Origin of the sequence: Mucilaginibacter achroorhodeus, assembly GCF_007846095.1 — a bacterium.
Classification (GTDB): Bacteria; Bacteroidota; Bacteroidia; order Sphingobacteriales; family Sphingobacteriaceae; genus Mucilaginibacter; species Mucilaginibacter achroorhodeus.
Genome location: NZ_VOEI01000001.1, coordinates 1,071,782 through 1,092,414, shown reverse-complemented (window position 1 = coordinate 1,092,414; position 20,633 = coordinate 1,071,782). Strand labels below are relative to the sequence as shown.

The window sequence follows — 20,633 nt, the reverse complement described above, 5'->3', positions numbered from 1 at the left end:
CCATTATTTATTTTATATAACAAATCAAATTAACCGTAATGAACATAAAGTTTTACTGTAAAAAATGGTTTGCGCTGGTATTGTTTGTGCCTATGGGCTGGCAAACAACCAAAGCGCAAAGCATTAACTGGACTAAAGACGGCAGCCAATATTATCAGATAAAAAGCGGAGAAATATTTAAGGTTGATGCCCGCGATGATAGCAAGCAAACTGCCTGGATAACCAAGGATATGCTTACGCCGCAAGGCAAACCTGCCATAGGTATACGCCGTTTCAGCCTTTCAGATGATGGGCAAAAGGTGCTAATAAACAACAACACAAAAAAGGTATGGCGTTATGATACCCGCGGCGATTACTGGGTGTATGATGCTAACAAGAAAAGCCTGGTACAATTAGGTAAAGGCCTGCCTGCATCGTCATTAATGTTTGCCAAATTCTCTCCGGATGGCAGCAAGGTTGCTTATGTAAGCGAGCATAATATCTATGTAGAAACCCTTGCCGATAACAGTATCAAAAAATTGACTAACGATGGTACCAAAAGGCTGATAAACGGAACTTTTGACTGGGCTTATGAAGAGGAGTTTGACTGCAGGGATGGTTTCCGCTGGTCGCCGGATAGCCGTAACATTGCTTACTGGCAAATAGATGCAACCAAGATTAAGAACTACCTGATGCTGAACACTACGGATTCTACTTACTCGTTCACCATCCCGGTAGAGTACCCGGTAGCTGGCGAAGACCCGAGCATGTGCCGCATTGGTGTAGTTGATGTTAACACCGCTGCCAAAAAATGGATGGCTGTACCCGGCGATGCTGTGCAGCACTACATTACCCGTATGGAGTTTTCTACAAACCCTAACGAGATAATTTTGGAGCAACTTAACCGCGCACAAACAGAAAGTAAAGTGTTTATCGGTAACATATCTAACGGTACAACTCGCGTTATCCACCAGGAAACAGACAAAGCGTGGATAGACGGTAAAGCACGCTGGAACGAAGGTAACCCGGTTGGTTGGGAATGGCTTAACAAAGGCAAAGAATTTTTATGGGTGAGCGAAAAGGACGGCTGGAGACACATCTACAAGATCACCCGCGAGGGCAAAGAAACACTGGTGACCAAAGGCAACTACGATATTACCGGTATTAAACTGATAGACGAGGCCAGCGGGTATATATACTTCACCGCATCACCAACTAATGCTACGCAAAGCTACTTGTACCGCATTAAAATAAATGGCGGCAAAGAAGAGCGCCTTAGCCCTGCAACACAGCCTGGTACGCATGATTATGAAGTGGCGCCGGGCGGTAAATTGGCCATGCACAATTTTTCAAACGCATACACCCGCCCGCAAAGCGAGGTAGTGAGCCTTCCTGATCATCAACACATCAGCGGTGATAATATTAAGCTTGATGTGGATGCCCAGAATAAAACCGAGTTCTTTAAAGTGAAAACGGTTGACGGTGTTGAACTGGACGGTTGGATGAAAAAGCCAACCAACTTTGACCCGAGCAAGAAATATCCGGTAGTTTTTTACGTATACGGCGAGCCGGCTTCACAAACTGTAACAGACACTTATGGCGCAGGCCGTGATTTCCTTTACGCAGGCGATATGGCGGGCGATGGTTACATCTACATATCGTTAGAAAACCGTGGCGCACCTGCACCAAAAGGTGCTGCATGGCGCAAGGCGATTTATAAGAACATCGGTATCATCAACATCCGCGACCAGGCAATGGGTGCAAAAGAGATCATGAAATGGCCGTATGTTGATAGCAGCCGCGTGGCCGTTTGGGGCTGGAGCGGTGGTGGTTCATCAACCCTTAACCTGATGTTCCAATACCCTGAGATCTATAAAACAGGTATTGCTATTGCAGCCGTTGGCGACCAGCTTACTTACGATAACATTTACCAGGAGCGCTACATGGGTGTGCCAACCAACGAAGAAGGCCGTGCGCCATTCATCAAAGGTTCGCCTATTACCTATGCAAAAAACCTGAGAGGCAACCTGCTTTACATACATGGTACAGGCGATGATAACGTGCATTACAAGAATGCCGAGGAGCTGATAAACGAACTGGTTAAGTACAATAAACAGTTTCAACTAATGTCTTACCCTAACCGTACGCACAGCATATCTGAAGGCCCGGGCACCGGTACGCACTTAAGAACGCTTTACACCAAATACCTGAGGGAGCACTGCCCGCCGGGAGCGAAATAATACTTAGAGTTAAAAAAATTAAACCTGCTTTATTAAAGCAGGTTTTTTTGTGTTTTTTTAAAACACTCTAAAAAGTTTTATGTTACATAGCGCGTAGGTGAAAAAATGGGTTTCGGCGCGGTTTCACCCCTAATTAAAAAATTTGCTTTTTTTAAAACTTCTTTATAGTTTCACCATCTACATTACCCATGAGCGAAACCATTAAAAAGATCATCATTTTTGATGACGATGAGGATATTCTTTCTATCTGCAATTACATTCTCGAAGAACAGGGATGGGAGGTTCATACCCATACAGACTGTAATAACATTGTAGAAAAAGTTGGTGCCGTGATACCTGATGTTGTTTTAATGGACAACTGGATACCTGATGCAGGTGGTATTATTGCAACCCAAACCCTAAAAAAGGATGAGAAGCTGAAACACATCCCAGTGGTATATTTTTCTGCCAATAGCGATATCCAATTACTGGCAGACCATGCTGGTGCCGAGGCTTACCTGGCAAAACCTTTCGACCTTGAAGAGTTAGAAAAAGTAATCAATACCGTACTGGTGAATCACTGATTAGATCATATAAAAAAGAAGACCCCGCTGCCGAACAGCGGGGTCTTCTTTTTTATATTACATTGGGCCGCCACCCGGAGGAGGGCCACCCATGCCACCACCCGGAGGGCCACCGCCAGGGCGATCGCCACCGCGGAAACCTCTTTCAGGATTAGATGGGGCTTTACCCGCAAATTTCTGCAAACGGTAAGTGAAAGTTAGCAACGCGTAACGGCCAAGCCTGTTAACGTTGGTTTGAGTTACAATGCTACCTGTGTTGGTAACAGAGAAACCGGTGTTCTCATTAAATATATCGTACATGGCTAAGCGTAAAGTACCGCGATAATCCTTCAGGAAACGGCGCTCTACGTAAGCATTAAATATGTTTGGGTTTTTAACGTTCAGCTTTGAGTCGTAGCCGTAGTTGAGCGTTTTGGTATAATCGTAAGAGAAAGTCCAGTCTTTCCAAACATAATTTTTACCGTTAACACCTAAGTCTAAAGATCTGATATTGGTGTTTTGAGTGCCGGCAGTTAGCAAAGTGTTATCTATTTTGTTTAAAGACAATCTTGAAAAAGCTTCAGCGTCTATCACATCATTAATATTTACACGGAAACGTAGCTGCGGGGTAACGGTTAAAGTTTTAGCAATGTTTTTAGCTAAAGGTGACGTGTTATTCAGCGAATCTACCGTTTGGGTGTAACCAACATTGTTAGTATAACTGATGCCTGAGCCAAATATCAATGTGTACCTACGCTCTTTCCATGGTTTCGAGTAAAGCACGTTGGCTCCGTAGGTATAGTAACCATCTGCATTTAAATATTGCACCAGGTTGGTGTTTTGATATTTTTTCAGATCAGGATTGGCAGCTAATGTTGCGGCAGTAAACCTTGCCGGATAAAACACTACGTTCTGGACAATTTTATGATCGGTTTGCGTATAGTTTGCGTTGATGAAAAAGATATTACCCGTTTGAAAACTGAACGCATTGTAACGCAACGATAAGTTGTTAGAAAACTCGGGCTTAAGGTTGGGGTTACCCTGTACCGGGTAAAGTGCGTTGGTGAAGTCAATTACCGGTTGCAATTGGTCAAACGTTGGCTGGTTGCTTGCGCCGTTGTAGTTAAAGCGTAATGCCTGGCTGCGCGAGAACATGTAATTGAAACTTGCAGCCGGTATAACATTGAATGTTGATATGCTTGTTCTAACGTTAGTGAACAAATTTACACCATCCAGTTTTGCAGGCTGGCCACCAATACCCAGGGTTACGTTGTATTTTTTCTCGATAATGCGGTAGTTTAATCCGAAACGGTTGGTAGTAAAAGTATACTGATAGCGGTTGCTTAAAAGATCATACCTGTGGTAACGGGTCGGGTCTAATGCATAAGCGGTATCAGCTTCCTTATCGCTCGAAGTAAAGCTATAATTTAGGGCATAATTTAACTCCAGGAAAGATACCTTGCCTATCGGCTCCAGGTATGAACCATTTACACCGTAGCTATGGTTCTTGCTATCGGTATAGGTAACCTGGTTTGCAGGGGCTGTACCGGCACCGGCGGTGTAGTTATATATCGGGTTATCAAATTGATAAGTGTAACCTGTACTGGCGCTAAAACCAATGTTTAAGTTGCGTTTGCTGTTTTTAAAACGGCGATTGTAAAAACCTGTAAGGCCATAATTTGGAGATACAGAATTGGTTGTAGACGTTGATGTATAAGCCAGATTGGTAAACGGTTGACCACTTTGGTTGGTACGTTGCGAAATTACGTTATCAACACTACTTACATCACTGCCAGCATAGGTAAACGTTGGCGTAACTTTCAAGTAGTTCAGTGTATCCGGTTTCCACTCCAAATTAAAATTAAAGCGGTGGTTAGTAGGGTTGCTGGTGGTTTGGCTTTGCTGATTACTGGTGCTTGCATCTAACGAGTTATTCTTTTGAATAACGGTTGAGTTGGTGAAAGTAGTGTTATCTGTAAAGCTGTAGCTACCATATACCGAAAGTGCTTTGCCCCACTGATCCCTAAAGTTTAAACCGATAGAGTGAGCGTTGGTGATACCATTAGCATTAGTTGTAGAGCCGTTATTGCCACCACGCAACGCGTTACCACGGCCACCACCGCCGCCGCCAAAACCGCCGCCGCCACCGCCCGTGGTAGGTGTGCCATAACTAAAGGTGTTAACGTTGGTATTGTTAATGCTACCTAATAGGGCTATTTGCTGGTCGCCTTTAAATTTAAAAATGTTTAACAGGCCTACGTAGCGGTTTTCGTTCTTAACATCGGCATCTGCTTCTTTCGGTAAAAGGTCACGGCCATCACCTGCCGTTGCTTGTCCAAAATAGCCGTAGTTTTTATCCTTACGGATAGTGAAGTTTAATATCTTGTTCGGCTCGCCGGTTTTGATGCCGGTAAGGTTGGCCTGGTCACCATAGTCATCAACTATCTGTACGCTCTCAATTACGTCGGCAGGCAGGTTTTTGGTAGCGCTTTGCACATCGCCGCCAAAAAAGTCTTTACCATTTACGCGCACCTTGGTAACCTGTTTGCCCTGGGCGGTAACGTTACCGTCTTTATCCACATCAATGCCGGGTATTTTTTTGATCACATCCTCAATGGGCGCGTTCTCGCGTACCTTGTATGCACTAACCGAATACTGCACGGTATCCTCCTTAAATACAACCGGGTTAACACCTACGATGGTTACCGCACCTAATTGCCTTACAGATGATTTAAGTACAATAGGGTCTAAAGCAACCGCTTTGCCATCGGCGGGGATAGTGTAATGTTTAATAATGCCCTGGTAACCTATCGAGCTGATAGTTAAGGTGATCTTATTACCCTTTACAGCCGGGAAGGTGAACTTGCCGTTTACGTCAGTGCTGGTAACGGTGCTGTCGCCAAGCTCATCTTTATATTTTACGCTGCTGCCCGGCAGGGTAAGTTTTGTTGAGTCGATAACCGTACCGCTCAAAGGCCGTGCTGTTTGGGCAGAAGCCTGCAAAAAGCTTAAGCCGGTAAGTGCTAATATTAAATAGATGTACTTCATAAAATAATTTCTTTTGTAGCAGGGGTTTGTATACTGCAAATAGCATTTATTGTGCAAATGTTCATTAAATACTACTCAAAAAATTAATAATCATATCATTGTTACATATTATAATATGTAAGCGATACGATTGTTACATAAATAAAAAATAAAAGCCCCGCTTTGGCGGGGCTGATAGTGAAAGTTTAGATCAAATGTATTGAAATAAAGACAATAACTGCCTGTATGTTAATTTCTTAGTCCGAAGGCTGATGCTACCTCGCTAAAGCTGCGTAGGTTTAAGCCGGGGTGATTAACGCCCAGGCTGCCAAGCGTTGATCCAGGTATTACAACAACCCGAAAATCAAGGCCTGAAGCTACAGTAAAGTTGGCTTTAATATCTACATAACCTACCCCATAATTTGATACGCTTATAGAGCGGTCTGTTTCATTGTACGGTAACGAATAATAAGAGGTGGTTTGCCCGGTAACCCTGAAATAAACAAGCACAATGCCCTTGTCAACTATATCCTGGGTAATTGCCGGTATTGCCAGGCGGGTAAATCCTGTAAGTGTTACGCCCCTGTTGCTCAACAAAAAGCTTTGGATATTGGCATTCCCATCTTTACCATCAACACCATCTTTTCCGTTTGCGCCTGCAGCGCCCGTAGCACCGGTTGCGCCTGTGGCTCCGGTAGCACCAGTTGCACCTGTGGCTCCCGTAGCACCAGTTGCACCTGTGGCTCCCGTAGCGCCTGTATCTCCTTTTGCTCCGTTGGTGCCATTAGTGCCATTGGCTCCGGTAGCACCAGTTGCACCCGTGGCTCCGGTTGGCCCTTGCGGACCGGTATCACCTTTTTCACCTGTTGCGCCAACATCGCCCTTAGGGCCTTGCGGGCCGGGTGTGGTAGATTTTTTGCAGGCGCCAAGGCTAAGGCAGCATAACGCAATGGCTGTTAGTAGTAGTTTAGATTTTTTCATGAGGAAGTATTCTTTATTGTGTGAGGATTTTGAATTAGTGTATTAGCCTTCTACGAGGCCTTTAACATTAAGTTTCAAAAAAGGGTTGACCCATGAAATAAATCTGCTTTAAACTCGTTTACAGCCTTCCGGCTAACAGGTGTAACAAGTTCTTATTTAAAGAAAGTGTATTGAGTTACCTTTGATTACAGCATATATTAAACAAAAAAAGGCGGCACAAGGCCGCCTTCGATATTGATAAAGACTTTTACCAGAAGAATGAATACAGCGCTACGATAATACCGCCTACGATAATGGCACCTGCGGTAAACGCACGCGACGTTTTAAACATCGATGCATCAACCTCAAGTCCTTTGGTTTTAACGCCCTTTGCTTGGTCGATCATAGAAATAATGTACATTCCTATCACGCACAAAACAAACACGAAGCCCATCCTGTCAATAAAAGGTATCTCATAAACCCCTTTGCCATTATCCTTTGAAAAGCCAAATGGTGCAAGGAACGAAAGATCGGCTATTTGAGGTAAGAACTTGAAGAAACATGAGAAAATAAAACCACCAATGGTAGCAAACAACGCTGCATTTGAAGTGGCTTTTTTCCAGAAGAAACCAAGGATGAACATGGCAAATATACCCGGTGATACAAAGCCGGTATATTCCTGGATGTATTGGAACCCTTGTTTACCCTCTCCCATCAGTTGCTCACCTATTAGTAACGACATTACAACACCCAAACCCATTGCTACACCAACAGATATTTTGCCCAGGCTTACCAACCTTTTATCAGTGGCACCTGGGTTAATAGCTTTTTTATAAATATCAAGCGTAAAAATGGTTGCGATACTATTTGCCTTACCTGCTAATGAAGCCACAATTGCAGCGGTAAGCGCAGCAAATGATAAACCCTTTAAACCGGTAGGCAACAGGTTTAAAAGAGAGGGATAAGCTTTGTTAGGGTCTGTAACGCCTGACGAGCTAAGCATTTCCTGATGGAACATGCCTTTTTGATAAAGCAGGTAAACGGCGATGCCCGGTATTACCACAATGATAGGCATCAGCAATTTAAGGAATGCTGCAAATAAAATACCGCCGCGTGCAGTTTTTAGATCGGCACCCAATGCCCTTTGTGTGATGTACTGGTTGCAACCCCAATAGTTTAAGTTTACGATGATCATGCCGCCGATAAGAACAGACAGGCCCGGCATTTCCATGTAGTTTGGATTGCTTTTATCAAATATCATATGGAAGTGATCGCTGGCCTCCGAGCGCATAATGTTGAGCCCGTTCCACATACCGGTGGTGCCCGATTTTTCGCTGATGAGATTTAGCGCAAGGTAAGTTGCAACCAGCCCGCCAAGTATTAATACAAATACCTGGATCACATCAGTGTAACCTATAACCTTCATGCCACCCAGTGTGATGATGACAGCAAATACAGCAAGTGCAAGTATGCACCAGATAATATTAATGCCGGATATGCCGCTGATAGCCAAGGCCCCCAGGTATAATATCGACATCAGGTTAACCACAATGTATAATAACAACCAGAAGATAGCCATTACCATTGCCACCGTACCGTTATACCTATCATTAAGAAACTGCGGCATGGTAAAGATCTTGTTGCGCAGGTATATGGGGATAAAGAATATGGCTACGATAATGAGCGTAGCGGCGGCCATCCACTCGTAAGTAGAGATGGCAAGGCCCATTTTAAACGCCGAACCACTTGTGCCGATAAATTGCTCTGCCGAAATATTCGACGCGATAAGCGATGCGCCAATAGCCCACCAGGTGAGCGATCCTTCGGCTAAAAAGTAATCCTTTGAGGTGGCATCAGCATCGTGCTTGCGCTTGTATATCCAATAGCCGTAAGCGGCCACAACAACAAAGTATATCAGGAATACAAAGTAGTCGCCGTTTGATAAGGTCTTCATCTATAATTTTGGTTTTGCTGGTGGTTAAATGTAACGGTTTATCAGGTTTTCTAAATATTCCTGTTTGCCGCTTGTTACCGCAGGTTCGCCGTTAGCTATGGCAAACTGGCGCAGGTCTTCTAATGATAGGTTTCCGGATTCAAAATCTTTACCCTTGCCACTGTCAAAAGAAGCATACCTTTCCTGGCGGACCTTTTTGTAATCTGAATTTTGCAGAATGTTATCAGCCGTTACCAAAGCGCGTGCAAACACATCCATGCCGCCAATATGCGCATAGAACAGATCGGCAGGATCAGTAGAGTTGCGGCGGATCTTAGCATCAAAGTTGATACCGCCACCTGCAAAACCACCTGCTTGCAATATGATAAGCATGTATTCTGTTACCTCCGTAATATCATTAGGGAACTGATCGGTATCCCAGCCGTTTTGCGTATCGCCACGGTTAGCATCTATAGAGCCCAACAAGCCCGCATCAGCCGCAACCTGCAATTCGTGCTGGAAGGTATGGCCCGCAAGGGTTGCATGATTAACTTCAAGGTTTAGTTTAAAATCATTAAGCAGATCATACTTGCGCAGGAAGCTTAAAACAGTTGCCGCGTCATAATCATACTGGTGTTTGGTTGGTTCACAAGGTTTTGGCTCAATAAAGAAAGTGCCTTTGAAGCCTTGTTTGCGCGCATAATCTTTTGCCGTATGCAGGAAGCGGGCAAGGTGGTCCTGCTCGCGGCCCATGTCGGTATTCAGCAGCGACATATAACCTTCGCGACCTCCCCAGAATACATAATTTTCTCCGCCCAGGGCAATAGTGGCATCAATAGCCGCTTTAACCTGCGCACCGGCGTGGGCCAGCACCTGGAAATCCGGATTGGTTGCAGCACCATTCATGTAGCGTGGATTGCTGAACAGGTTTGAAGTACCCCACAGTAATTTTACACCGCTTTCTGCCTGCTTTTGTTTGGCGTATTCAACCATTGCCTGCAGGCGGCGCTCATTGTCGTTCACATCGTTTGTAAAATCAACCACATCCACATCGTGGAAGCAGTAGTAAGGCAGATTCATTTTGGTGATAAATTCAAAGGCGGCATCCATTTTGTCTTTGGCGCGCGCAACTGCATCAGAGGTGTTCGCGTCCCATGGGAATTGATGAGTAGGAGCACCAAACGGATCGGCACCATTGCCGCAGAACGAATGCCAATACGCACAAGCAAAACGCAGATGATCTTTCATGGATTTGCCGGCAATTATCCGGTTCTCATCATACCAGCGAAATGCCAGCGGATTATGGCTTTCAACGCCCTCGTATTTGATCTGGCTGATGCCTTTAAAATATTCTTTACTACCTGTTACTACTTTCATATCGATGTATGTGATTGTTAAATATTAAGCTTTATCTAAATGAGTTTGGAGCAAGCTTTTCCAGTTCCGGTAAACGTTTTCCATGCGTTGTATATCCCGGGGTTCGATGGTGCCGATCTTCTTTTGAGAACCAAATGCTTCTTTAGGGCTGGCGAATATACCGGCGCCAATACCTGCGCCAAGAGCCGCCCCAAGGCTGCCATCATTCTCATAAAGCTCAACAGGTACGCCGGTGGCATCCACAAAAGATTGTGTGAAAACCTCGCTTAAGAACATGTTGGTTTTGCCAGCGCGTATCACGGTTGGATTCATTCCTGTTTCGCGCATAATATCAAAACCGTATCTAAAGGCGCAGGCTATCCCCTCTTGAGCCGCTCTGAAAATGTCTGCAGGGGTGTGAAGGTTAAGATTTATATGCTGGATATGCGCTCCTACCTGTTTATTATTTAGCATCCGTTCGGCACCATTACCAAACGGAAGCATGAGCAGCCCATTGCTGCCAACAGGGCTTTTTGCAGCCTCATTATTCATTTGCTGGTAAGAGAGTACCTGGGCAAAGGTGTTTTTTATCCACCTGTAAAAGCTGCCTGTGCCATTAATGCAAAGCAATACGCCGAGACGCTTTTGATCATCCTGGTGGTTAACATGCGCAAAAGTGTTTACTCTCGATTGCGGATCGGCCTTTAACTGGTCGCTTACACCATAAATAACGCCTGAGGTACCTGCATTAGCTGCCACCTCGCCCGGGTTGAGCACATTTAACGACAAAGCATTATTGGGCTGGTCGCCCGCTTTATAAGCAACCGGGATACCGGCAGTAATGCCGAGCAGATCAGCAGCTTGTATTGATACACGGCCGTGATCTGCAAACACCGGTTTTATTTCAGGAAAAAATTCCCTCGCAAACCCAAAATAGTTAACTACATCGCCTGAGATACCGTTTTCCTGAAAATCATAAAAGATGCCCTCAGATAAAGCCGACGGTGAAGTAGTAATCTCGCCGGTAAGTTTAAGCGCAATGTAATCGCCCGGAAGCATCACTTTATCTATCCGGTTGTAAATGTCCGGCTCGTTTTGTTTCACCCAAGCCAGTTTTGCCGCGGTAAAATTACCCGGCGAATTAAGCATGTGTGTTAGGCATTGCTCTTTGCCAATGGCGTTAAAGGCATGGTCGCCCAACTCCACCGCACGGCTATCGCACCAGATGATGCTGTTGCGGAGTAATTTTTGGTTTTTATCAACCAAAACCAATCCGTGCATCTGGTAAGCTATACCAATAGCAACGATATCTTTTGCATTGTACTTGCCGGTTTTATGGCATCTGGCAAGGGCGTGCTGTGTTTGCTGCCACCAGTCATCGGGCGATTGTTCGGCCCAGCCGGTTTGCAGCGAGATGATGGGTGCTTCTGTATCGGGATATTGGGCGGATGCGATAACGCTCTGATTATTAGCATCAACAATGCTAACCTTTACAGAAGACGTACCAATGTCGATGCCTAAAAGCAGCATGGGTATAAAATTAAATGTGCGATGACGTGGTTAATAATTGGGTATCGGGAAACGAATTTAAGTTAATTTTTTAAAAACTGTGTTTTTGACGCCAATAAAGCCCAAAAAAGGGCAAAATGAGATTTTTTAAAAAAAAATTGTGAAATAAAAAACGAAGCGTATATTTGCAGTCCCAAACGGAGTGGTAGTTCAGCTGGTTAGAATACATGCCTGTCACGCATGGGGTCGCGGGTTCGAGTCCCGTCCATTCCGCTAAAAAGGTAACATTACCAAGCAAAACCCTTCAAATGATATCATTTGAAGGGTTTTTTATTTTACGGCCAAACCAAATTATTCAAGTTTTCGCAAGGAAAATGACAATAATTCGGGAGTTAACTCCCGATCCGCAAAACAACTCCCGAATTAACTGATATATATCTGTATATCAACCTGTTCAATGATTGCGCATCTTGATTTCAAGTGACTTAATTAACAATTTTGTTCACTTAAAAAGCAAGTTAAAACAACATGAGAACTATGCTCACCGTGCTATTTTGCCTGAGAAAGCCAAAGAATTATGAATCAGGTTCAGCCCCTATTTATTTGCGCATCACAGTAGATGGCAAACGTACCGAAGTTTCCATTGGACGGAGATGTGATCCTGACCGCTGGGATATTGATACCGGCAGAGCGACCGGTAATAAAGAAGATGCCCGCTCCCTTAATGCGTTTATGAGTAGTATTGAACATCAGCTTTACGAGATCCATAGGCAGATGACTGCTGCCGATGAAACGGTAACCGTAGAAACTATAAAGAACCGCTATACCGGTAAGTTGGAACGCGCAAGAACGCTTGTGGCCATTTTTGAAGATCATAATGAAAAGATGAAAGCTTTGGTTGGGCAGGAGTTTGAAAAAAGCACCTGGCAGCGTTATGAAACCGCTCTGATGCACACCAAAGATTTTATGCAATGGCAATACAATACCAGTGACATACCGGTTAGTAAGATCAATTTTGCATTTCTAAACGACTTTGAATATTATCTCCGGACTGTCCGTAAATGCGCCAATAATTCTGCCATAAAATATATCAAGAACCTCGGTAAGATCGTGCGGATCTGTATTGGTAATGGCTGGCTGACGATCGATCCATATCTGAATTATAAGCCACGTACCCAAAAGGTTTACCGGCAAGTGCTCGACACCAAAGAACTTGACCGGTTGACAAAAAAGAAAATTCCGAACGCGCGCTTACGCACGGTAAGGGATATTTTTGTTTTCAGTTGTTACACGGGGCTGGCCTACGTTGATGCACGAAAGCTTAAACGTTCTGAACTGGTAAAAGGAATCGACAACAAAACCTGGATATACACCCAGCGCCAAAAAACAGATACACTTTCCCGTATCCCTGTCTTACCTGTGGCAGCAGGTATTATTCGCGCCTACGATAAGCATCCGCAATGTATCGCTGAAAATCTGTTATTGCCTGTAATGAGTAATCAAAAAATGAACGCTTACTTAAAGGAACTTGCAGGTATTTGTGATATTGAAAAGGAACTCACTTTTCATATTGCACGCCACACATTTGCCACTACCGTTACATTAAATAATGGCGTGCCCATTGAAACGGTATCTAAGATGATGGGGCACACCAGCATCAAGACTACGCAGATATATGCTAAAGTTTTAGATCATAAGATCAGCGAAGACATGTCGCAATTAGAGGCAAAGCTGGTACCAAAGAAGCGTGTAGCCAAGACCGCCTAAATATCAACATTCATAATTCTTAATATTTCAATCTTTATATTTGTATGAGAGCATTTCATCAAACCATGAGCAACGCAACCACCATCGACCTACGTTTAAAATCAGTCTTTGATCTAACAGACGAAGAATTGCAAGAACGTCTTAGGCCAACGTATGAGGCCATGAAAAAGGAAAAATTTGCTAAAGGCGGTTACATTACCTATTACGATCCCTCAGTTTGCCCAACTACGTCCCATGCAGTACACGAATACGCCGACCGCAAGGACTTGATGTGGATGGACGATAAATATCAGGAACACTTCATAAAAACCCTTTGATCTTATGTCAAATAACCCGCAACTATTATTTGTCGCGGGGCCAAATGGAGCGGGAAAATCGACTTTCTCTAAAGACTTGTCGAAACCCGGTGCCATTATTTTTGATGTTGACAAAGTTGTTGCACAGATAGAGGCCCAATCACCCCGTATGCCTAAACGAAGCGTATATGAGGAAGCGACTAAAGATTTTTTCAAACAGGTGAACGCCGCAGTTAAAGATAGACGGCACTTTACTTTAGAAACTAATTTTAGAGATGAATCATTGATGGATGTTGTCGCTCATTTTAAAGCGCATGGTTATGCTACCCACCTGATCTATTTGACATTAGAGAGTATTGAGCAATCTGTTTTCCGTGTTAATGAAAGAGTTAAGGACGGTGGACATTTTGTAGATATTAAAAACATTCAGCAGAATTACGATTTAGGGTTAGAATATATCGAACGTTTTGCCGATCACTTTGACAATGTAGAGATCGCTGATGCTTCCAAAAGTAATCAGCATTTACGTTCCTTGCTTAGCATACAAAATCGAAGCCTTGTTTATCAAAGTAGTAACATACCTGAAAAGTTTGTCAATCGGATAAATGCTATTGTCGAGAAATTCATACCACCTTCGCCTACACAAGAATTACGACCTTATAGAGGCCCCAGTCGTTAAAATACCTCCTTTTAGCCGCTTCAAATGAAGCGGCTTTTTATTTTCCAGAAGATACGGACAAATATTTTTCTGCCCAGATATCTACAGCTTTTACAACATCATTAGCCTTCGCAAACGGGTAAGTCTTCTCCACGTAAGTTTGAAATTTCTCTTTAATAGAGTTGTCCTGCCAATCCATAACAGAAAAAATGATTGGGTCACCCTTTTGCGGGCCATCTTTAAAACCATATAGCGGCAAATACGGGGGCGCGTAGTAAAAGGAATTTTCTATCAACTTATTATAAAAATCGGCTTTAAACATGCGTTTAAAATCATGAAGCAAGTTATATGGGGTAACTGTAGGTATTGCATTATGAATAGCATCCCGCATGGACGGGTTTCCCTCGTCCCAAAAGAAATTAAACAGGTATTCAAAAAAGCCACCTTCCAGCATATCACACAAATCAGTGCTCATCCCATCATATAATTCTTTGAAAGTATCGAGTGAAAAGTTATCACCAAGTTTGTCGATACAATAATTAATAACCACTTCTTCCCTGCTTTTTACAAATTCTAAAGACGGCCCCCTTGAACCTATACCCGGCACAACGATTAAGTACTTACGTTTCGAGAGTAACTGGAAATAATAGCTTTTGAAAAAAATGCTTTTTCGTTCGTAAGTGATCTGTATATACAAGGGAAATGTAGGTGTTCCATGAAAGTCTGCTTGTTTAAGCCTGTCATTCAAATATGTTTTGTAAGCGATCTTCCCCATTGTTTAAGCTCCTGTCAACTGATGATTTTCCAAATGTAATGTATCTCCTACTTAGAATATTTCAATAAAGAGTTATACAAAAATAAGAAATGTTTTGATAATATTGTATTTTATCAAAACATTGTTTAAATTTGTTCTGCCTGATTTTAGGCATTTTAACTATTCCCACGTAAGTAGGATTTGTCGTTGGGAGCATGGATAAATATTTTTTACTGTTTGCAATTTAAACAAATCAAATATGGCGGCAATTGAAGTGATCACGAAAGATGATTTGAACGATTTTAAAAAAGACCTGCTCCAGGAGATCAGGCAAATGATACGGCCTGAAGAAGGCCAGGGGAAAAAGTGGCTTAAAAGTATAGAGGTACGAAAGCTTTTAAACATATCACCAGGCACCTTACAAAACCTGCGTATCAATGGTACATTAAGGTTTACTAAAATAGGCGGAATGCTTTATTACAAGCTGGAAGACATTCACAAATTATTAGAAGGGAAAATAAAATGAAAGTCTTATCATCTTCCCCGGATTTAAAGGGCTATTCAAAATTATTCAGATCGTTGGGTAAGGATGAGCGGTTGTTTCCAACACACGTCAGCCTTTTCTCAGGGCTTTTCATTTTTTGGCAGCGCTCAGGCTATCAGCGTCCATTTAAAATTAGCAGAAGCGGTTTAATGGCGACGTCAAGAATCGCATCCACCGCCACCTATCAAAAGTGCATTAAAGAGTTACGGGACTTCGGCTATATTCTTTACCTGCCATCCTTTCACCCGACAAAAGCAAGTATGGTTAACTGGCCGGAAAACTGGAAAGTAAATGACACTGCAAGCCATGTTGGTAACAATATAACCCTGTAACTAGATATAGAGTTATCCAGCTATTTTATATCGGGATAACGCATAAACATGTATCAGTGTACCAATATAGCGGCATATCAATTTATTACTCAATTATCTCAAGAATGATATTACCCACCAGTCAACTCTACACCCTCAAATATTTCTCTTGGCCATTAACAGCGGTTTTCGCGCGAAGTGCGACAACCGCTTCAAACATCAACTGTGCAAATATGGATGGCGACCTGGCTTGTCCCGTAAGGGAGCAAGCGGAAGTTGGGCAGAGCCCTACTTTGCTTGCTTTTTGCGCTGCAAAAAGGGTTTTAAGTATCCTCCAGGGATACTTACCTGAGCCTACGGCTGTAAAAATGGCGATTTCAGGATACTTTAGGGTATCCCATATAACTGGCTATCTATATAACGATGTATCAAGATATAAAAGTTATATACCAGCAGAGTTTTAACGATAAAATTGTGATGTATGCAAGATATTAACACCCGGTCGGTAAGGTATCCCGAAGCGGTTGATCAAAAGTTTGAGAAGATCGCCTTGAAATTAGGAAGGACAAAACGACAAATATTTATTCAGATGGTAGATTATTTCTACAAAAGCAAGAAAGATCCTATGGACCTGAATGATGAAATGCTGAAGAACGCACTCGTAAAGAACCATAAAGATTTGATTGGCTTCATCAAAACCCAGGAAAATGATCTGCTGATACCAACGAGGAGAGAAATAGACCGCATGGTAGAAGCTTTTAGGAATGTGATAAATTTTTTTAACGAAACGTTGTCGCCAGGTTTAAATGCAGTACTGGCCGGGCAGCAAACAGAATCAGACAGGTTTAAACTAATTGCTGATGTTATAAAGCGTTCAGAACTTCAGCAAACGGGTAAGGAACAGTTGAAAAAGCAATTCGCGCTCATACTTGACGGCTATGCCAAAGCCAGGGAAAATATCAGTGGTTTCAATACCAGTCGGGAAAAGGAAGAACTGTTAGCAAATACAAAAGCACAAATAGAAATATTAAGATAAGGTATGTTTATCAACATAACAGACAGTAAAACTGCCGACAACAAAGGCAGTGCGGGAGGTTTAGTTAACTATCTGGAAAAGGAAAACCGTTTGGATAATGCTGAGCATGAATATTGGTTTAATCAGACAGATAATCGTTTTGCCGCGTATGAAGTAAGGCAAAAGATTGATAGTAATGCCGCTAAACTCGGTCGCAATGATGCAAAATTCTTCCTTATAAATATCAGCCCAAGTCAAAAGGAACTCAATCACCTGTTCGCAGAAAATAACCGGGAACAAGTTAAGGAACTACTGAAAGGTTATGCAGTATTAGTGATGGATGAATATGCGCACAATTTTAACCGGCCAAATATTAAAGATAGCAATGACTTGATATGGTTTGCCAAATTGGAAAACCACCGCTATTACAGCTACGACAACAAGGAAGTAAAACAGGGTTTAAAAAAAAGGGGAGAACGAAAGCCTGGAGAACAGATGCATATCCAAATAATTGTCAGTCGAAAGGATGCCAGTAATACCGTAAAGCTCAGCCCAATGAACAATTCACGAGGGCGAAATGTCGAACATTCTAAAAAGATGGGCGAATTTGACAGGGTGGCCTTCAAGCAATCTGGCGAGCATATTTTTGATCAACATTTTAAATTTGACCGTGACTTACATGATACTATGGCGTATGCCAACGTAATAAAAAACGGCAGCCTTGAACAAAGGCGCCAAATGGATATACTCTCTAAAGGAGAGCAGTTTACCCCCAATAAAGCTCATGTCAAGGAATTAGCTGAAGGAGTTACACAGCAAAAATTTACTACGCCACAAAAAATGATGGCATCTGCCGGTACTACAATCGGAAAGTTTTTAGATGTCTTACTCGAGCAAGCACCTATTGCTGCCGCCCCACATCCAGACCGGCCAAAAAAGAAAAAGAAAAAAGGGCAAGGTTATAGTTACTGAGATATGCTCGTGATTGAAACAATCTATCACTTAATAAAAATTTGTTAGGTGTAAAACTAATCGTAATATTGCGACATAGGCCAACTAATCGTTCAGATTCCTTTTGATGTCGTACGTATCGCAAGTCCACTGGTGATCTATTTTTCCATCATGCTTATTGCCAGCTTTTTTGTCGGCAAGTATTTTGGTGCAGATTATTCCCGGTCAACTTCTATTGCCTTCACCGCTACAGGAAATAATTTTGAACTTGCTATTGCGGTAGCTATTAGCGTATTCGGCATCAATTCGGGAGAAGCCTTTGCAGGGGTGATCGGGCCACTGGTTGAGGTTCCGGCACTGATAGCGTTAGTGAATTTAGCTTTCTGGTTCAGAAAGAATTATTATTCAACCAATCATCTCACCCCCCTGCAATAAGTTACATGTTTTTACTATGGCTCATTTGCTTTTTGCCATAGTAAAAGCAAAACACCCCCAGTGGTATAAACAGAAGGTTCAGCCAGGCACTGTAATCCCATGTAAAGTGATCTTGCCCCATTTGCATTGCCTGTCCACGTGTTTTTGGTATCCAGTGTAGCGCTTCAAACAAGTAATCTACGCTTAGCGCGGTTAGGAAAATACTTGTCGACAGAATAGCCAGCAAAACCCACATAACCTTCCAGCCATAATATTTCCTGTAAACCATCAGCATCGGTATGGTCACCAGGTCGGATAAGATAAAGGCTATCACTCCGCCAAAAGAGATCCCCCCATGCCAGAGCACGCCTGCCAAAACGATATTGCCTACCGAGCAAACGAACGCGAAAATAGCGATCAGTATGCCGATGATAGCGTTCCATGCCAATATGATAAAGTGTGGTAAATGGCTTTGTCCCGTTAGGAAAAGACTTTTCCAAAAAGTTTCAGGCACCAGTACCATTAAAATAGCCGACAACGCTATGCCTATCAATATATCTTTGCCTACCATCATCACATCCATATAAAAATGGCCGCTCGCCTGTTTTAGCTTCTCGATAAAAGGGCTTTCAGGCTTGCTCTTATGGCGTGCATGATGCTCATAATGATGCATGGCAGATGCTGAATGATGGGCGTGAGGGTCATTTTCAGCTCCGGCATTTTTACCTGCCTGAACTACCGCAGTTTTACTTAGCGATTTGGGGAAAAACAATACGATTAGCGTGGCAGATAGCAGAATAAATAACAGGCCACCGACAACCTCCCCGCCGAAAAAAGGCCAACCTAACAAAGTTACGATCACAATAAATATTTCAAAAACCAGGTTGGTACTGGAAACCATAAAGGCGACAGCATTTGACCAGGTTGCACCTTTAATGATCAGCGTGCGCGCCATGGATGCAGCTGCATAGGAACATGAAGATGAAATTGCCCCAAAAAATGTGGAAAGCCCGACGGCTCCTGCAGTGTCTTTACCCAGCCGCGACGATATAGTTTCTGTTGAGATAAAAGCCCGGATAACTGCGGAAAGCAGAAAACCGAACAATAAGCCCCAGGCGATGTCCCACATCATAAGGAAAAATTCGGTAAGGATCTGTGTGATAGTATGCATCATATATCAATTATTAAAGCTTGAACGCCCCGGCTTTGTTTTTGAGATCAGGCAAATCCCCCGTTATAACCTTCATTTAATGCCTCGGTCGCTAGTTCCGCTATCACGCCTTCGGCCGATGATTTAAATACTAAAATAGCTTGTAAGGCTATCGAGCTATTTACGGGATTATGCGATTTTTTTATGAAATTATGCCAAATGCAGGATAGCATACAAAGCGCTTACTGAGATCAGTATCCATAATACGACGCCCTGCAACAAAGGTTTGAATCCAACCGAGGCCAATACCTGACGTGATAAACCGGCACCTATCAGGAACAAAGTCAACGTAAGTCCCGCTTTAGCGATCATTACCATATAGGGGCTGATCAGTTTTACAACCGGCAGATAGGTGTTGGCAATCATAGCCAGGATGAATAACCCGATGAAGTAAGGAATAGCTACCTTTTTAGAATTGTTTTTGAAAAGAAAGGTCGACAAAAACGCGATCGGCACTATCCAAAGCGCCCTGGCCAATTTCACTGTAGTTGCTACCTCTAAGGCATGTGCGCCATACTTGCTGGCGGCACCTACTACCGAACTGGTATCATGAATGGCAATGGCACACCATAAACCAAATTGGGTTTGTGATAAGTTGAAGTAATGCCCGACAATAGGAAATACAAACAGCGCGACAGAGTTTAAAATAAACACACAGCCTAATGCAACAGATATTTGTTTTTCTTCAGCTTTGATTACCGGTGAAATGGCTGCGATAGCACTGCCACCACATATGGCCGTTCCGTTTGATATGAGGTAAGAGGTTTTCTTTTCAATTTTCAGCCATTTGCCGATCAGAAAACCGAAAACTAATGTGCTTGCGATAGACGCGATGGTAAACAATACGCCTTCTTTACCAGCCTGCATAGCGCTATGAACGTTCATGCCAAAGCCCAACCCCACCACCGAAACTTGCAGCAATAAGTGGGTCGCTTTATGGTTTAAATGCAGGTAAGGATGACCGGATAATTGAGCGACCGCCAAACCTAATAGCAAAGCAATGGCCGGGCTTATAAACGGGGTAAGACACAAAATCACGCAAAGAATAAAAACAACTTTACGGGTGTTTTCATTCAGGTGCAGAAAAGTAAGAGACTGGGTTAACTGATGTTGGGTATTCATGATCCTTTGTTTTTGATACCCCAAAAGTCCGCCTTATTTCTTGGC

At 43.0% G+C, this 20,633-nt stretch carries 17 protein-coding genes, 1 tRNA gene and 1 pseudogene; 11 read left to right on the top strand and 8 right to left on the bottom strand.

Going from position 1 to position 20,633, the window contains the following annotated elements:
- Window positions 1–38: 38 nt before the first annotated feature.
- Together FPZ42_RS05085 and FPZ42_RS05080 are read left to right on the top strand one after the other, a co-directional pair.
- Window positions 39–2,219, top strand: a complete 2,181-nt coding sequence (locus FPZ42_RS05085) for a S9 family peptidase (RefSeq protein ID WP_186458680.1) — start codon at window positions 39–41, stop codon at window positions 2,217–2,219.
- Between the two features lie 188 nt (window positions 2,220–2,407).
- Entirely contained in the window at window positions 2,408–2,782 is a 375-nt protein-coding gene (locus tag FPZ42_RS05080; RefSeq protein WP_146269379.1) for a response regulator, read from the top strand.
- A gap of 57 nt (window positions 2,783–2,839) precedes the next feature.
- On the opposite strand, the gene FPZ42_RS05075 is transcribed toward FPZ42_RS05080, so the two are convergent.
- The 5 genes from FPZ42_RS05075 to FPZ42_RS05055 form a co-directional block, all read right to left on the bottom strand.
- Window positions 2,840–5,809 carry an outer membrane beta-barrel protein gene (locus tag FPZ42_RS05075; RefSeq protein WP_146269378.1) on the bottom strand — a complete coding sequence of 990 codons (2,970 nt, stop codon included), beginning with the start codon at window positions 5,807–5,809 and terminating at the stop codon, window positions 2,840–2,842.
- A 228-nt stretch (window positions 5,810–6,037) separates the two neighbouring features.
- Window positions 6,038–6,769, bottom strand: a complete 732-nt coding sequence (locus FPZ42_RS19440; RefSeq protein ID WP_315898387.1) for a collagen-like triple helix repeat-containing protein — start codon at window positions 6,767–6,769, stop codon at window positions 6,038–6,040.
- A gap of 247 nt (window positions 6,770–7,016) precedes the next feature.
- Window positions 7,017–8,702 (bottom strand): sodium:solute symporter family transporter, encoded by a 1,686-nt coding sequence (locus FPZ42_RS05065; RefSeq protein ID WP_146269377.1) that lies wholly within the window; start codon window positions 8,700–8,702, stop codon window positions 7,017–7,019.
- Between the two features lie 24 nt (window positions 8,703–8,726).
- Window positions 8,727–10,058 (bottom strand): xylose isomerase, encoded by a 1,332-nt coding sequence (gene xylA, locus FPZ42_RS05060; RefSeq protein WP_146269376.1) that lies wholly within the window; start codon window positions 10,056–10,058, stop codon window positions 8,727–8,729.
- Window positions 10,059–10,082: 24 nt separating this feature from the next.
- On the bottom strand, window positions 10,083–11,567 hold the full coding sequence (locus FPZ42_RS05055) for a xylulokinase (protein ID WP_146269375.1): 1,485 nt from the start codon (window positions 11,565–11,567) through the stop codon (window positions 10,083–10,085).
- 178 nt (window positions 11,568–11,745) lie between these two features.
- Between FPZ42_RS05055 and FPZ42_RS05050 the strand changes: the two genes are divergently transcribed.
- The 4 genes from FPZ42_RS05050 (at window position 11,746) to FPZ42_RS05035 (ending at window position 14,288) form a co-directional block, all read left to right on the top strand.
- A tRNA-Asp gene (locus FPZ42_RS05050) sits at window positions 11,746–11,819 on the top strand.
- 255 nt (window positions 11,820–12,074) lie between these two features.
- Window positions 12,075–13,313 carry a site-specific integrase gene (locus FPZ42_RS05045; RefSeq protein WP_146269374.1) on the top strand — a complete coding sequence of 413 codons (1,239 nt, stop codon included), beginning with the start codon at window positions 12,075–12,077 and terminating at the stop codon, window positions 13,311–13,313.
- A gap of 44 nt (window positions 13,314–13,357) precedes the next feature.
- Window positions 13,358–13,630 (top strand): hypothetical protein, encoded by a 273-nt coding sequence (locus FPZ42_RS05040; RefSeq protein ID WP_129567789.1) that lies wholly within the window; start codon window positions 13,358–13,360, stop codon window positions 13,628–13,630.
- Window positions 13,631–13,634: 4 nt separating this feature from the next.
- Entirely contained in the window at window positions 13,635–14,288 is a 654-nt protein-coding gene (locus FPZ42_RS05035) for a zeta toxin family protein (RefSeq protein WP_146269373.1), read from the top strand.
- 37 nt (window positions 14,289–14,325) lie between these two features.
- Here FPZ42_RS05035 and FPZ42_RS05030 read toward each other — a convergent pair whose 3' ends face one another.
- Window positions 14,326–15,042, bottom strand: coding sequence for a hypothetical protein (locus FPZ42_RS05030; protein ID WP_146269372.1), 717 nt, complete (start codon window positions 15,040–15,042; stop codon window positions 14,326–14,328).
- A gap of 238 nt (window positions 15,043–15,280) precedes the next feature.
- On the opposite strand from FPZ42_RS05030, the gene FPZ42_RS05025 reads away from it, so the two are divergent.
- The 5 genes and pseudogenes from FPZ42_RS05025 to FPZ42_RS05005 all read left to right on the top strand — a co-directional run.
- The gene (locus FPZ42_RS05025; protein WP_146269371.1) at window positions 15,281–15,547 is read left to right on the top strand and encodes a helix-turn-helix domain-containing protein; all 267 of its coding nucleotides are present in this window, start codon (window positions 15,281–15,283) and stop codon (window positions 15,545–15,547) included.
- Window positions 15,544–15,897, top strand: a complete 354-nt coding sequence (locus FPZ42_RS05020; RefSeq protein WP_146269370.1) for a hypothetical protein — start codon at window positions 15,544–15,546, stop codon at window positions 15,895–15,897. Before FPZ42_RS05025 ends, FPZ42_RS05020 begins: the two co-directional genes overlap by 4 nt.
- Before the next feature lie 460 nt (window positions 15,898–16,357).
- Window positions 16,358–16,912, top strand: a complete 555-nt coding sequence (locus tag FPZ42_RS05015; RefSeq protein ID WP_146269369.1) for a BfmA/BtgA family mobilization protein — start codon at window positions 16,358–16,360, stop codon at window positions 16,910–16,912.
- Between the two features lie 3 nt (window positions 16,913–16,915).
- Window positions 16,916–17,863: a DUF5712 family protein gene (locus FPZ42_RS05010; protein WP_146269368.1), complete on the top strand. Its 948-nt coding sequence runs from the start codon at window positions 16,916–16,918 to the stop codon at window positions 17,861–17,863.
- A gap of 78 nt (window positions 17,864–17,941) precedes the next feature.
- Window positions 17,942–18,277, top strand: a pseudogene (locus FPZ42_RS05005) (arsenic resistance protein); the annotation flags it as partial.
- A 1-nt stretch (window position 18,278) separates the two neighbouring features.
- On the opposite strand, the gene FPZ42_RS05000 reads toward FPZ42_RS05005, so the two are convergent.
- Window positions 18,279–19,430 (bottom strand): permease, encoded by a 1,152-nt coding sequence (locus FPZ42_RS05000; protein ID WP_146269367.1) that lies wholly within the window; start codon window positions 19,428–19,430, stop codon window positions 18,279–18,281.
- A 186-nt stretch (window positions 19,431–19,616) separates the two neighbouring features.
- Window positions 19,617–20,588 carry a YeiH family protein gene (locus FPZ42_RS04995; RefSeq protein WP_146269366.1) on the bottom strand — a complete coding sequence of 324 codons (972 nt, stop codon included), beginning with the start codon at window positions 20,586–20,588 and terminating at the stop codon, window positions 19,617–19,619.
- Window positions 20,589–20,633 lie beyond the last annotated feature (45 nt).

Bases quoted from the DNA above. Each gene is read 5' to 3' on its own strand.
- FPZ42_RS05065 (WP_146269377.1), bottom strand. From the start codon at position 8,702: ATGAAGACCTTATCAAACGGCGACTACTTTGTATTCCTGATATACTTT.
- FPZ42_RS05015 (WP_146269369.1), top strand. From the start codon at position 16,358: ATGCAAGATATTAACACCCGGTCGGTAAGGTATCCCGAAGCGGTTGAT.
- FPZ42_RS05085 (WP_186458680.1), top strand. From the start codon at position 39: ATGAACATAAAGTTTTACTGTAAAAAATGGTTTGCGCTGGTATTGTTT.
- FPZ42_RS05040 (WP_129567789.1), top strand. From the start codon at position 13,358: ATGAGAGCATTTCATCAAACCATGAGCAACGCAACCACCATCGACCTA.
- FPZ42_RS04995 (WP_146269366.1), bottom strand. From the start codon at position 20,588: ATGAATACCCAACATCAGTTAACCCAGTCTCTTACTTTTCTGCACCTG.
- FPZ42_RS05045 (WP_146269374.1), top strand. From the start codon at position 12,075: ATGAGAACTATGCTCACCGTGCTATTTTGCCTGAGAAAGCCAAAGAAT.
- FPZ42_RS05080 (WP_146269379.1), top strand. From the start codon at position 2,408: ATGAGCGAAACCATTAAAAAGATCATCATTTTTGATGACGATGAGGAT.
- FPZ42_RS05020 (WP_146269370.1), top strand. From the start codon at position 15,544: ATGAAAGTCTTATCATCTTCCCCGGATTTAAAGGGCTATTCAAAATTA.
- FPZ42_RS19440 (WP_315898387.1), bottom strand. From the start codon at position 6,769: ATGAAAAAATCTAAACTACTACTAACAGCCATTGCGTTATGCTGCCTT.
- FPZ42_RS05025 (WP_146269371.1), top strand. From the start codon at position 15,281: ATGGCGGCAATTGAAGTGATCACGAAAGATGATTTGAACGATTTTAAA.
- FPZ42_RS05030 (WP_146269372.1), bottom strand. From the start codon at position 15,042: ATGGGGAAGATCGCTTACAAAACATATTTGAATGACAGGCTTAAACAA.
- FPZ42_RS05075 (WP_146269378.1), bottom strand. From the start codon at position 5,809: ATGAAGTACATCTATTTAATATTAGCACTTACCGGCTTAAGCTTTTTG.
- xylA (WP_146269376.1), bottom strand. From the start codon at position 10,058: ATGAAAGTAGTAACAGGTAGTAAAGAATATTTTAAAGGCATCAGCCAG.
- FPZ42_RS05000 (WP_146269367.1), bottom strand. From the start codon at position 19,430: ATGATGCATACTATCACACAGATCCTTACCGAATTTTTCCTTATGATG.
- FPZ42_RS05055 (WP_146269375.1), bottom strand. From the start codon at position 11,567: ATGCTGCTTTTAGGCATCGACATTGGTACGTCTTCTGTAAAGGTTAGC.
- FPZ42_RS05010 (WP_146269368.1), top strand. From the start codon at position 16,916: ATGTTTATCAACATAACAGACAGTAAAACTGCCGACAACAAAGGCAGT.
- FPZ42_RS05035 (WP_146269373.1), top strand. From the start codon at position 13,635: ATGTCAAATAACCCGCAACTATTATTTGTCGCGGGGCCAAATGGAGCG.